The organism is Actinomadura graeca, assembly GCF_019175365.1.
GTDB classification, from domain to species: Bacteria; Actinomycetota; Actinomycetes; order Streptosporangiales; family Streptosporangiaceae; genus Spirillospora; species Spirillospora graeca.
The window spans coordinates 3,818,525-3,830,632 of sequence record NZ_CP059572.1; the positions used below are offsets into that span (position 1 = coordinate 3,818,525).

Genomic DNA, 12,108 nt, shown 5'->3' on the forward strand with positions numbered 1-12,108 from the left:
ACCCGGACGGCCCCGGGCCGGGTCGGTCCGGGGGTCGGTCCGGGCCGGGTCAGTCCGGGTCGGGGCGGGTGAAGGTGAGGGCGCGGGCGGGGTTGTCCACCATGATCTTGTGGAGGGCCTCGTCGTCCACTCCGCGGCGGCGCAGGGCCGGGAGGAAGTGCGCGGGGATGTAGTCGAAGCCCTGGCCGCCGTACCGCTTGAGCTGGATCTTCTGGCAGACGTCGTGGCCCAGCAGAATCTGGTCGGCGTACCCCTCCTCGACCAGCGCGGCGATGCCGCGGGCGACCTTGTGGTCGCTGAGCAGGACCAGGTGCCCCCACGGGCTGCCCGGCGAGGTCAGGAAGTCGAACTCGATGAAGACGCCGCGGGCGAGGACGCGGCGCGCGAAGGGCAGGTCCACCGCCATGGTGCCCGCGTGGCCGAGGACGACGTTCGCGGGGTCCACGCCCTCCTCGTCCAGGATGTCGAGGACGGTGAACTTCTCCTCGCCGACGCCGCCCACATGGAAGGTGATCGGGGCGCCGGTGATCCGGCTCGCCCGGCCGCTCGCGCGGACGCTCTTCAGCTCGTCGCCGGTCAGCGGCGCCGTCTCCGCGCCGACCTCGCCGATGATCCCGGCGCGGACGCCGGTGCCGTCGGCGCCGTCCACGATGTCGCGGACGATCTCGGCGGCCAGGTCGTCGACCGTCCGCCCGGGCATGTCCCGCGGGTGGAAGCCGGGGGTGTACCAGCCGGCGCCCATCACGATGTTGAGGCCGCTCGCCTCCGCCATCCGCCGCAGCGACGCGGGGTCGCGGCCGATGCCGAGGCTGGTGACCTCCACGACGGTGCCGCCGCCCGCGCGCCGGAACGCGAGGACCTCGGCGAGCATCTCGTCGAAGTCGGCGAGGACGTCGTTGTCGGCGTTGACGGCGCCGTGCCTGGTCCGGGCGAGGTTGGCCAGGGTGAGCGGCTCCCGCGCCTGCGGGGAGTCCTCGCCCGGGCGGAGGGCATGGGCCGGGCGGCGCAGGTCGACGAAGAGGTGCTCGTGCATCAGCGTCGGGCCGAGCACCTCGGGGGCGACGGGCCCGGCGACCGTGAGCACCTGGCCGCTGAGGTCCGGGACGGTCCGGTTCATGCAGGTTCCTCCGTGATGGTCAGCCAGCGCTGCGGGTTCGTCACCGTGAGCGTGTGCAGGAGCGCCTCGTCCGCCCCCGTGAACCCCAGGTAGGGGGCGAACTGCTGGACGACGAAGCCGTACCCGCCGCCGCCGAAGCCCTTCAGGTCGCTCTTGCGGGAGACGCCGGGCGACAGCAGGATCCGCTCGGCGTGGCCGCGGCCGGCGAGGGCGAGGACGGCGGCGGCGACGTCCTGGTCGTCGACCTCGCTGTACACGGTGGGCAGCCGCCCCAGCCCGTCGAACTGGACGTACGCGCCGCGTCCGGCGAAGGCGGCGAGCGCGCCGACGTCGGTGGCCAGGGCGTCGCAGCCGCCGACGGCGACCCGTCCGGCGTCGCCTCCGACCGCGGCCAGCAGGTCCAGGACGGTGTCGGCGGCGCCGCGGTCGACGAGCACGGGCGCGCCGGTGCGGCGGGCCGCGTCCGCCACGGCCTCGGCGAGGGCGCGGTCCGCCGGCCGGTCCGGGTCCAGCGCGCCGATCCTGCCGATCACGCCCGCGCGCACGCCGCCGGCACCGTCGCGGAGGTCGCGGACGATCTCCTCGGCGAGGTCTTCGGCGGAGGAATCCGCCGGGGCGGAGTGCCGGCCGCAGCCCATGATCACGTGGACGCCGGTGGCGCGGGCGAGGCGGGCGAGCGCCGCCGGGTCGCGTCCGAGGTCGGGGCAGGTCGTCTCGACGACCGCGCCGCCGCCCAGGGCGGCGAAGTCGGCGAGCTCGGGACGGGCGGTCTCCTCGGTGAGCCGCAGGTCGTCGCGGTTCGGGGCGCCCAGCGTGAGCGCGCCGAGCAGGTCCATGGTCACCGGCGGCCCGCCGGGCGCGCCGTCCCCGAGGTCGCTGACCAGGTGGACGGAGGTGACCGTGTGCCCGAGGTCGTCGGGTGCGAGGGGCCCGGTGACGGTCATGATCCGTCCGGACGCCGCGGCTGGCGTGCTCAATGGGTACCGCGCTTTCGGTGCGGGGTCGAGGCCGTGCCCGCGAGACGGAGCGAGGCGTTCAGGGAAGAGATTCCCCGCTGATCATGCCGCTCTCACCCGCGGGCGGCCATGACCGTCCACGCAAGGGACTTGACGGCGCCCGCACGATCGGCCGCGCCCGGCGGGACGGCTATGGCCGTCGGGGCAGCGCGATGGGGCGGGCGATCGACCCTTGGGACGCGGCCCGGAGTCCGGAAGATTCGGACATCACCATCGGACGCGTCGAGGGGATCAGTGATGCACGGGACAGCGCGCGGGCGCGACGAGCCGGTGGCGGTGGTGTCGATGGCCTGCCGGCTCCCGGGGGCCGGTGACCCGGAGGGGCTGTGGGAGCTGCTCGCCGAGGGACGGGACGCGGTCGGGCCCTTCCCGCCGGGCCGCTGGGACCTTGGGTCGATCTACGACCCCGATCCCCGCGCGCTGGGCACGACCTACGCGCGCGAGGGCGGCTTCGTCGAGGACATCGACGCCTTCGACCCGCACTTCTTCGGGATCACCGCGCGCGAGGCGGCGGCGATGGACCCGCAGCAGCGGCTGCTGCTGGAGACGGCGTGGGAGGCCCTGGAGCGCGCCGGGACGGTGCCCGCCCGGCTCGCGGGCGGCGAGACGGGCGTCTACCTCGGCATGCTCGGCAGCGACTACCTGTCGGGGCTGAGCCTCGACCAGTTCAACGGCCACGTCGGGACCGGCTCGGCGCTGAGCGTCGCCTCGGGCCGCGTGTCGTTCATCCTCGGGCTCGTCGGGCCCGCGATGACCGTGGACACCGCGTGCTCCTCGTCGCTGCTGGCGGTGCACCTGGCCGCCGCGGCGCTGCGGGCGGGCGAGTGCGACCAGGCGCTCGTCGGCGGCGTCACGGTGATGACCACGCCGCAGACGTTCGTGGAGTTCAGCAGGCTGCGGGCCCTGTCGCCGACCGGCCGGTGCCGGTCGTTCGCGGACGGGGCGGACGGCAGCGCCTTCTCCGAGGGCGTCGTCGTGGTCCTGCTCAAGCGGCTGTCGGACGCGCGGCGGGACGGCGACGAGGTGCTGGCGGTGCTGCGCGGGACCGCCGTCAACCACGACGGGCGGAGCCGGGCGCTGCTGGCGCCGAACGGCACGTCGCAGGAGAAGGTGATCAGGAGGGCGCTGGAGCTGTCGGCGCTCGCGCCCGGCGACATCGACTACCTGGAGGCGCACGCGACCGGGACGATGGTCGGCGACCCGACCGAGGCGCGGGCGCTGGCGCGGGTGTTCCGGGACGACCGGCCACCGGGCCGCCCGCTCCACCTGGGGTGCGTGAAGTCCAACATCGGGCACACGCAGGCGGCCAGCGGGCTCGCCGCGCTCGCCAAGGTGGTGTTGTCGCTGCGGCACGAGCGGCTGCCGCGCACGCTGCACGCCGAGCGGCCGACCCGCCGCGTGCGCTGGGAGGACAGCGGGCTGCGCCTCGTCCAGGAGCCGCTGCCCTGGCCCCGCGGCGAGCGGACGCGGCGCGCGGGGGTCAGCTCCTTCGGGATCGGCGGGACGAACGTCCACGTGATCGTGGAGGAGGCCCCGCTCCCCGAACCGGCCGCGCGGGCGGGCGCCGAGGGCGCGGCGGGCGCGGGCTCGCCGGACGGGCCGTGGCTGTTCGTGGTGTCCGCGCGCGACGACGCGGGGCTGGAGCGCCAGGCCGCCCGCCTGGCCGCCCACGTGGCCAAGGACGAGACGGCGCGGCTCCCCGACGTGGCGTACACGCTCGCCCGCTGCCGCAGCCATTTCGAGCGCCGGGCGGTCGTGGCGGCCGCCGGCCGCGACACGCTGCTGTCCGCGCTGGAGGCGCTGGCCGACGGCCGTCCCGACCCCGCGCTGGTCCCGGCGCGCAAGCACCTCAAAGGGAAGCTGGCCTTCGTCTTCCCGGAGCTCCCGCCGGACACCGGGGCCGGCGCGGACCCGGCGGCGCGCCCGGAGGCGTTCGCCGCCGCGCTCGCCCGCTGTGACGAGGCGATCCGCCGACGGACGGGACGGTCGGTCGTCCCGGTCCTGCGCGGTGAGGAGGAGGCGTCCGGACCCCTGGCGGACGCGGCGCGGTTCGCCCTCGGCTGCGCGCTGGACGCGTGGTGGCGGTCCCTCGGCGTCCGGCCGGACGCGGTGGCCGGGTACGGCGCCGGGAGGATCACCGCCGCGCACGTCGCGGGCGCGCTGACCCTCGACGAGGCCGCCGCGCTCGTGACGGGACACGGCGACGGCCGGGAGGCACCGGACATCCCGGGCGTGCCGGAGCTCCTCGGTGAGCGGTTCCGCTACTTCGTGGAGATGGGCACGGGACCCTCGCCCGTCCAGGCGGACGCGGACGCGGCCGGCACGGCGGTCCATGTCGTGGGCTCCTCCCTCGACCGCGACGGCATGCTGCGCCGCCTGGCCCACCTGGTCGCGGCGGGGATCTCGCCCGACTGGTCGGAGGCGATGCCGGCGGGGTCGCGCGTGGCCCTGCCGACCTACGCGTTCGAACGCGGCCGTTACTGGATGTCCCCGACACCCATGGTCCCGGCCGCGACCCCAGAAGCGGGCTGAGCGCAGAAAGATCCGCCCCCCGGCCGGAAGGTGTCCGGCTGGGGGGCTTTCGCTGTCGGGCGGGCGTCGCGGTCGCGGCGCGGCCGGTCAGGCCGGGGCGCCGGCCAGCGCGTAGCCGTGCACGATCGACGCGCGGAACTCCTGCTCGTAGAGCCCTTCGAGCGGCGCGGGGACCGCCGCGTGCGGCGAGAGGAACGACGGGACGAGCCGCGCCCGGTGCTCGGGCCAGCCGCCGTCCAGGGAGAGGCAGGGGCGGGTGGAGGCGGGGAGCGTGCGTCCGGCGACGTCCGGGTCGGTGATCCAGCCTTCGGCCGCGTCCACCGCCGCGAGCGTCGCGCCGAGGTCCAGCGCCGCCGCGGGCGTGGGGGCGGCGCGCGTCGCGTCGAGCCAGGTCAGCGCGCGGGTCTGGAACACGGTGCGGTGGGGGCCGGGCAGGCGCTCGGCCAGCGCCACGACCGGCAGCACCGCGCGCGCCGTGACCGTCTCGCAGGCGAGCATCCGCAGGACGGGCCCCGGCGACGCCTCGGCCGTGAAGGGAGGCGTCCAGGACCGGGGCCCGGGGAGCGCGCCGCAGGTGGGGCACTCCACGAGGCGGACGCGGACGGACGGGCCCGGCGCGCCGAACTCCACGCGCGGGGCGGCCAGCAGCGCGGCGGCGGCCTCCCGCCGCGCCATCGCCGCCACCAGGGCGTTCACGTCAGGTGGCATCAGCGAATCTCCGTTCTCCCATGCCCTGCCGGACCGCCTCCAGCGCGAGCCGGACGCAGTCCCCGCGCAGCTCCCGGTGGTCCCGCCGGGTCAGCCCCTGGTCGATCCAGGACTCGACGGCCGCGGGCATCAGCGGGCCCGGCCCGGCGGACGAGGGCGCCGAGCGCGCGACGTCCACGCCGAGGAGGTAGCACGCGGCCCACACCTCCGTCATCGCCGGGACCGCGCGGGCGGGCAGCCCGGACAGGTGCGGCGCGGCGGCGTCGAGCACCTCCTCGGGGTCCACGCCCGCCAGCGGGCAGGCGTCGTACCAGTACCAGCCGAACTCGTGCTCCACCGGGTCGCCGTGCATGAGCCGGATCGAGCAGACCGAGTCCTGGAGGGCGACGGTGCAGGTGCCCGGCGGCAGTTCGAGGTCGGCGGACGGGTGGTCCACCGGCCAGCGCCGGTCGGGCGTGAAGACGGTCGCGCGCAGCCCGTCGCTGTGGCCCTCGACGAGCGACTCGGCGTGCCCGTGGTCCATCAGGTGCGGCACCGTCGTCACGACGGGGATGCCCCGCTCCCGGCAGAAGATCACGACCATCTCGTCGTCGTCCTGGACCTCGTCGGGGATGCCGGCGAGGTAGTCGGCGAGGGCGCGGGCGTGCTCCACCGGGAGGACGAACGCCTGGGTGGGCGTCCACTCGTACGGCGAGAGCGGGGCGTAGGCCGCGCCGGCGACCGCCGCCCTGCGCACGAGGTAGGAGTTGTGCGGGGTGTGCCAGAGGCAGAAGGACGAGACGCCGTGCGCGGGCCGCCCGGCGATCGCGTCGCGGAGCTGCGCGGCGAAGCCGGGGGCCAGCCGCACGTCGTCCTGGAGGACCAGGTGGTGCGTCGCGCCGTCGTCGATCGCCGCCCACGCCCGCTTGGCCGTGCGCAGCGGGCTGGGCCTGCCGTCGGGCTCGGGGTCGGGGACGACCGCGGGTTCGAGGGGGGCGCACGCGCGCAGCAGCGACGGGATCCGGTGCGCGCGGCGCGGGTGGTGCATGATGGCCGCGCTGATCCTGATCACGGGCGGTCCCCCGCGTCCCTATGCCCGCGGGCCGCCGCGTGGATGCGGTTGAGCGTCTCCACGTCGTGGGCGGCGTCCTCCGCCGGGCTGAGGCAGGGCCGCCCGTCCGCCAGGACGTCGAAGAAGTGGTCCAGCTCGGCCTTGAAGGGGCTGACGTAGGAGCCGGGGAGCCTGCTCTCCACGAGGGCGCCGTCGCGGAGCCGGGTCGTGGACAGCGTCGCCGGGACGTTCTTGAGGTAGATCGACGGATATTCCAGGACGTGGGTCGCGTCGCCGGTCACCGCGCGGATCTCCTCGACGTACCCGCCCGCGACGGTGTCGAGGGTCACGACGCCCATGCTGACGTGCCGGTCCGGGCCGTCCTGCCAGATGACCTCGACCCCGCGGCGGTCCAGCACGTCGGTGACGAGCCGCAACTCGGGCCGGGTGATGCCGGTCAGCACGCGCAGCAGGTACACCTCGTGGATCGCGAGGTTGAACAGCACCTCCTCGCGGAGGTACTCCCACGACCCGCCCCATTCCGGCGCCGCCGCGGGCGGGGTCCAGTCGAGCGGTCGGACGACGTCGAGGTGCGCGCGGAAGTGGTAGTCCATCGGCAGGGCGGCCTCGGCACGGAGGTAGACCGGGCCGGTCTCGCCGCGGACCTCGTCACGCAGGGCGCCGAACGCCGTGTCGAACAGGCGGCTGTAGCCGACCATGACGGTCCTGCCGAGCGCCTTGGCCTTCTCGGCGATCGCGTGGGCGTCCTCGGTCGAGTAGCACAGCGGCTTCTCGACGAAGACGTCCATGCCGGCGTCCAGGGCGTCGTGGATGATGGCCGCGTGGTCCCCCGAGGTGAGGACCACCAGCACGTCCGCCGGCGAGGTCCGCAGCATCTCGCGGTGGTCGGTGAAGGTCGCGGCGACGCCGAACCGGTCCGCCACCCCCTTCAGGACGTGCGGGTCCCGCTCGCAGACCGCGCGGACGGTGCACGCGTCGGAGCGTTCGAGCAGGTGCGGCAGATGCATGATCTGCGCGATCTCCCCGCACCCGACGACGTCGACCGTGAGACGGCTTCGCATTGCCTTCCCTTCGCTTGTGGCGGAGTCTGCGGGCCGCGCCGGGCGTGGGGGCGGCCCGTGTGCTGCTCGGAACCCGGGGCCGCTCAGAGCCCGTGGGCCGCGGCGACCTTGAGCAGGGCGTGGCGGATGTCGCTGAAGTCGGCGTAGTCGCCGAGCAGTAGGAAGTGCGGGATCGTCATGATCTGCTGCCGGGCGGCGAGCGACTCGGGCAGCGCGAAGTTCTTCGGGTCGATCCGGGTCAGCAGGGCCGGGTCGTACTTCTGCGGCGATCCGAGCGGGTTGTACAGGCGGCAGTCGTTCAGCGGGTCGTGCAGCGGCTCGCAGGTGACGCGCAGCTCGTGGCTGAGCTCGTTCTGCATCGCCTCGACCTCGGCGGGCTTGACGTCGGAGTGGACGCGGACGCAGTACCGGTAGTAGGTGCGCCTGGTGCATCCGTCCGGCGCCGCGACCGGCGAGAACGCGTCGATCTCGGTGAGCGCGTCGTCGAGCAGCGCCGCGGTCACGCGCCGCTGCTCGTTCTCGGCGTCCATCTCCTCAAGGCGCCCCAGCAGCAGCGCCGCCTGCACCTCCGACAGGCACAGGTTCCGCCCCTGGACGTCGCCGCGGTCCTGGAGGTTGGGGTCGCCCACCCCCGGGTTGACGGAGTAGACACGGCCGTCGGCGCGGTACTGCTCCATGAGCCCGGCGAGGGACGCGTCGGCGGTGACGGACGCGCCGCCCTCGCCGCACGTCAGGACCTTCGACTCCTGCATGCTGTAGGTGCCGATCGCGCCGTAGGTGCCGACCGGCCTGCCCCGGTACTCGGCGCCGTGCGCCTGCGCGCAGTCCTCAACCAGCGCGAGGCCGTGCCGCCGCGCGAGGCCGGTGAACGCGTCGAGGTCGGCGGTGTTGCACGCGTAGTGGACGAGCAGGACGGCCTCGGTGCGCGGCGTCAGCGCGGCGGCAGCGGCGGCCGGGGACATGCAGAGCGTGCCGGGGTCGATGTCCACCAGGACCGGGACGAGCCCGGCGCCCGCGACCGCTGACGCGCACGCGACCCAGGTCAGGCCGGGGACCAGCACCTCCGCGCCGCGGCTGAGCCCGAGCGCCTCGAAGGCGATCGTCAGGGCGCTGCTGCCGCTGGTGGTCGGGATGCAGTGCTCCACGCCGTGGTAGGCGGCGAACGCGCGGGCGAAACGCCGCTCGTACAGCTCCTGGCCGTTGTGCATCTCGCTGATCGCCCAGCGGCCGCTGCGCAGCGCGTCCAGGGCGAGGCGCTCGGTCCCGGCGTCGAGCCGCGGCCACGCGGGCCACGGCGTCGCGCGGGCGGGCGTGCCTCCGTAGGCGGCGAGTCCCTCGCCGGGGCCGCTCTTCGTCGCGCCACCGAGCGCCTCGCTCATGGCTCATCACCGCTCTTTCCTCAAAGTCCTTGGGTGCGCAGGGGCGCGCCGTCCTCCGGCCGATGGGGCGCTGCCATCGTGGTCGGCGGCGGCGGAGCGGCGATATCCCCCGCCGACCGCTCTGCCGGGCGGACGAATGGGCTGTCCGGACATGGCGGAAGGGTGAGCGGCGGGACGCCAGGTCCCGGCCGCCCGGGACCGCCGCCGTCCATCTGGCAGGCCCGTCTGAGCGCCCCAAAGGCGCCAGACAGCGACGGGCCGCATCCCTAGCGTGGACCAGGCCGCGCCGATGCCGGGTCGTGCCGATGCCGCGACGTGCCGATCCGGGTCGTGCCGACGACGGGACGAGCCGCCAAGACGAACGGGGTGCAGGGCCGTGGGAATCGATCGTAAGCCGAGGACTCCGGAGCCTCCGGCCGACGCGCCGGAGGCTCCGGAGTCCCCGGACACGCAGGGGACGGACGAGGTGACCGCCGCTCCAGGCGGACGCGGCCCGCAGGTGCTCGCGTTCGCCACGGCCCTGGTGGCAGGCACGGCCGGCATCTCGATGGCGTCGCCGTGGCGGGACGAGGCGGCCACCGTCTCCGCGACGCGGCGCACCCTGCCGGAGCTGTGGCGGCTCCTCGGGCACACCGACGCCGTCCACGGCGCCTACTACCTGCTGCTGCACCCGCTGGTGAGGGTGTTCGGCAGCGGTGAGGCGGTACTCCGCCTGCCCTCGGTCCTCGCGGTCGCCGTCGCCGCGGCCGGGGTGGCGTGGCTGGGGCAGCGGCTGGACGGGCGGCGCACCGGCGTGCTCGCGGGGGCCGCGTTCGCGCTGACCCCGACGGTCGGCAGGTACGCCCAGGAGGCCCGGTCCTACGCGCTCGTGACGGCGCTCGCCGTGCTGTCCACATGCCTGTTCGTGAAGCTCACCGAGCGGGCCTCGGCGCGCCGGTTCGCCGCGTACGGCGCGGGCCTCGCGCTGCTCGGCGCCGTCAGCATCTTCGGACCGCTGATCGTGGCGGCGCACGCGGTGCCGCTGTGGCGGCGGCACCGCGCGCTCGCACGCGGCTGGACGGCCACCGTGCTCGCGGTCGCCGTCGTGCTCGCGCCGCTCGCGTGGGTCACCTCGCGGCAACGCGACCAGGTCGCGTGGCTGCCCAAGCCGTCCCCCGGCGAGATCTGGGTCCTGGTGTCGAGCCTGGCCGGGTCGTCGCTGCTGCTCGCGCCGGTCGCGTTGGCCGCCGGGTACGGGCTGGCGCGGGCGCGCGGCCTGCGCGGCGTCGCGCTGCCGTGGCTGCTGGTCCCGCCGGTGCTGCTGATGGCGGTCAGCCTCGTCACGCCGCTCTACACATTCCGGTACGTCCTGTTCTGCCTGCCTGCGGCGTCGCTCGCGGCCGGAGCCGGGCTCGCCCGCCTCGCCTCGGGCTGGCGGCTCGCGGCCGGAGTGCTGCTCGTCGCGCTGGCGGTGCCCGGCCACATACAGCTGCGCCAGCAGGACTCGCGCATCGACGACCTGCGCGCGATGGACGCGATCCTGCGGGCGAACGCCCGTCCGGGGGACGGGCTGCTGTTCGCCTGCGGCGCTGACCGCCGGGTCATGGCACCCTACGGCTCCACCTACCGGCGGCTCGTGGACGTCGCGCTGGACGAGTCCCCCGCACACGCGGGCACGATGACGGGCACGTCGTCGGCCGATCCCGAGACCGCCGCCAGGCTCGGCCGGGTGAACCGGGTATGGGTGCTGGGCCTCGGCGACGGCTCCCCCTGCCGGGACGGCAAGGAGGCCCTGCTGCGCGCGGCCGGGGGCTTCGCCGGGCCCGGGGGCGCCGGGCGATGGCACTTCCGTGGCGGCACGCTCCTGCTCACCGGGCGGCGGGCTCCGGCGGCGCCGGGGCCCACAGCTCCGGCGACCGGAACGGGATGACCGCCACGACGGCCGCCGCGAGGAACAGGCGCAGGTCGTCCAGCGGGAACGTCATGATCGACAGGACGGCGGCCGGCCACGCGACCCGGGCGGCCCGCGGCCCGCGCACCGGGACGAACGCGGCCAGCACCAGCCAGACCTGGTGATGCGTCCAGGAGATCGGGGAGATCATCAGGCTCGCGGCGCCGACGACGACCAGGGCCGTGAGCGGTGCCCCCTCCCGCTCGAACCGGACGGCCCGGCGCACCGCGGCGCCGAGGGCGGCCAAGGCGCACACCAGCCAGACGCCCTTCTCGACGGGTCCCCCGCCCATGCCCAGCCGCTGCAACCACGCCTCGATCGAAATGTTGCCATTGGAGGTGAAGGCGTAGACGTCGTCGCCATGGAAGACGGTCGTCAGCCAGAAATCGGAACTGTCATGGGGCAGGATCGCCATAGCCGCCACCGAGGCCCCGGCGAAAACGGCGGCGGCGATGAGAGCGACCTGGCGGCGGCCCGCGAACCACAGATAGGGAATGAAGGTGAGCGGCGTCAGTTTCACGCCGGACACCAGTCCCAGCGCCACTCCCCCGGCGCGGCCGAACCGCAGGACCCCGACCAGCACCAGCGCCGACACCATCAGGCTGATCTGCCCGAACTTCACGTTGATCGCCACGGGCGCGCTGAGCGCGAGCGCCAGGAACATCGCCCCGGTGGCCGACGCCCGCGCGACCCCGGGCGGCGCGACGTGCCGGCCCGCCGCCCACGCGATGGCCGCGACCGAGCCCGCGGTGAGCAGCGACCACACGCCCGCCACCCCCTGGAATCCGCCGAAGACCAGCGGGAAGAGCAGCAGGGCCGCCAGCGGCGGGTAGGTGAAGCCGTCGCCCGTCCCGGCCCGGTCGTAGCCGTAGAGGCCGTGGCCGTGCCGGAGCGAGTCGATCGCCTCGCGGTAGGTCTCCAGGTCCGTCATGCCGCTTCCGTGACCGGGCCCGAGGACCGCCTTGTGGCACGCCAGTGCCAGCACGACCGCGCCCGCGCCCCAGCCGGCCACGGCACCCGCCGCGTGCAGCATCACGCGACGGTCACGGACCTTTTCCCGGACGGGACGGCCGCCGTTCTCCGGAATCGTTGTCAGCGTGCTCGGGACGTCGGTTCCCATTTCGATCGGGCCCCCTTGTACAAGCGGTGTCGGCGGGAGCAAGAATCGCCCGATCCGGCAGGCCCGGGAATGGCCGGGTGGGCGCTCGTCCGGCCTGCCCGTCCGCGCCGCGGCCGGAACGGTGGTACCCGAGGGTGCGCCTGAACGTGGCTGGGCCGCACGGCGCCCGCGGACCTAGCGTGATCGCGCCGCAC

The 12,108-nt window shown here is 75.2% G+C and carries 9 protein-coding genes; 2 read left to right on the top strand and 7 right to left on the bottom strand.

What is annotated here, in order from left to right; all coding sequences use genetic code 11:
- Nucleotides 1-49: 49 nt before the first annotated feature.
- Both AGRA3207_RS16785 and AGRA3207_RS16790 read right to left on the bottom strand, forming a co-directional pair.
- A complete protein-coding gene (locus AGRA3207_RS16785) occupies nt 50-1,117 on the bottom strand; it encodes a phosphotriesterase family protein (RefSeq protein WP_231335580.1) in 1,068 nt (355 codons plus the stop codon).
- Nucleotides 1,114-2,061 (bottom strand): phosphotriesterase family protein, encoded by a 948-nt coding sequence (locus tag AGRA3207_RS16790; protein ID WP_231335581.1) that lies wholly within the window; start codon nt 2,059-2,061, stop codon nt 1,114-1,116. The genes AGRA3207_RS16785 and AGRA3207_RS16790 overlap by 4 nt, the downstream gene beginning before the upstream one ends.
- A gap of 309 nt (nt 2,062-2,370) precedes the next feature.
- Between AGRA3207_RS16790 and AGRA3207_RS16795 the strand changes: the two genes are divergently transcribed.
- Nucleotides 2,371-4,665 (top strand): type I polyketide synthase, encoded by a 2,295-nt coding sequence (locus tag AGRA3207_RS16795; RefSeq protein WP_231335582.1) that lies wholly within the window; start codon nt 2,371-2,373, stop codon nt 4,663-4,665.
- A gap of 87 nt (nt 4,666-4,752) precedes the next feature.
- On the opposite strand, the gene AGRA3207_RS16800 is transcribed toward AGRA3207_RS16795, so the two are convergent.
- The 4 genes from AGRA3207_RS16800 to AGRA3207_RS16815 all read right to left on the bottom strand — a co-directional run bounded on the left by AGRA3207_RS16800 (nt 4,753) and on the right by AGRA3207_RS16815 (nt 8,864).
- Nucleotides 4,753-5,373, bottom strand: a complete 621-nt coding sequence (locus AGRA3207_RS16800; protein ID WP_231335583.1) for a hypothetical protein — start codon at nt 5,371-5,373, stop codon at nt 4,753-4,755.
- On the bottom strand, nt 5,363-6,424 hold the full coding sequence (locus AGRA3207_RS16805; protein WP_231335584.1) for a hypothetical protein: 1,062 nt from the start codon (nt 6,422-6,424) through the stop codon (nt 5,363-5,365). The genes AGRA3207_RS16800 and AGRA3207_RS16805 overlap by 11 nt, the downstream gene beginning before the upstream one ends.
- Nucleotides 6,421-7,485, bottom strand: a complete 1,065-nt coding sequence (locus AGRA3207_RS16810) for a Gfo/Idh/MocA family protein (protein WP_231335585.1) — start codon at nt 7,483-7,485, stop codon at nt 6,421-6,423. The genes AGRA3207_RS16805 and AGRA3207_RS16810 overlap by 4 nt, the downstream gene beginning before the upstream one ends.
- Before the next feature lie 83 nt (nt 7,486-7,568).
- Nucleotides 7,569-8,864: a DegT/DnrJ/EryC1/StrS family aminotransferase gene (locus AGRA3207_RS16815; protein WP_231335586.1), complete on the bottom strand. Its 1,296-nt coding sequence runs from the start codon at nt 8,862-8,864 to the stop codon at nt 7,569-7,571.
- A gap of 376 nt (nt 8,865-9,240) precedes the next feature.
- On the opposite strand from AGRA3207_RS16815, the gene AGRA3207_RS16820 reads away from it, so the two are divergent.
- On the top strand, nt 9,241-10,773 hold the full coding sequence (locus AGRA3207_RS16820) for a glycosyltransferase family 39 protein (RefSeq protein WP_231335587.1): 1,533 nt from the start codon (nt 9,241-9,243) through the stop codon (nt 10,771-10,773).
- Here AGRA3207_RS16820 and AGRA3207_RS16825 read toward each other — a convergent pair.
- Nucleotides 10,712-11,914 (bottom strand): glycosyltransferase family 87 protein, encoded by a 1,203-nt coding sequence (locus AGRA3207_RS16825; protein WP_231335588.1) that lies wholly within the window; start codon nt 11,912-11,914, stop codon nt 10,712-10,714. The two genes, AGRA3207_RS16820 and AGRA3207_RS16825, sit on opposite strands and share 62 nt — an antisense overlap.
- Nucleotides 11,915-12,108 lie beyond the last annotated feature (194 nt).

Excerpts from the sequence above, each read along its gene's own strand:
- AGRA3207_RS16785 (WP_231335580.1), bottom strand. The coding sequence starts at position 1,117 with ATGAACCGGACCGTCCCGGACCTCAGCGGCCAGGTGCTCACGGTCGCC.
- AGRA3207_RS16790 (WP_231335581.1), bottom strand. The coding sequence starts at position 2,061 with ATGACCGTCACCGGGCCCCTCGCACCCGACGACCTCGGGCACACGGTC.
- AGRA3207_RS16795 (WP_231335582.1), top strand. The coding sequence starts at position 2,371 with ATGCACGGGACAGCGCGCGGGCGCGACGAGCCGGTGGCGGTGGTGTCG.
- AGRA3207_RS16800 (WP_231335583.1), bottom strand. The coding sequence starts at position 5,373 with ATGCCACCTGACGTGAACGCCCTGGTGGCGGCGATGGCGCGGCGGGAG.
- AGRA3207_RS16810 (WP_231335585.1), bottom strand. The coding sequence starts at position 7,485 with ATGCGAAGCCGTCTCACGGTCGACGTCGTCGGGTGCGGGGAGATCGCG.
- AGRA3207_RS16815 (WP_231335586.1), bottom strand. The coding sequence starts at position 8,864 with ATGAGCGAGGCGCTCGGTGGCGCGACGAAGAGCGGCCCCGGCGAGGGA.
- AGRA3207_RS16825 (WP_231335588.1), bottom strand. The coding sequence starts at position 11,914 with ATGGGAACCGACGTCCCGAGCACGCTGACAACGATTCCGGAGAACGGC.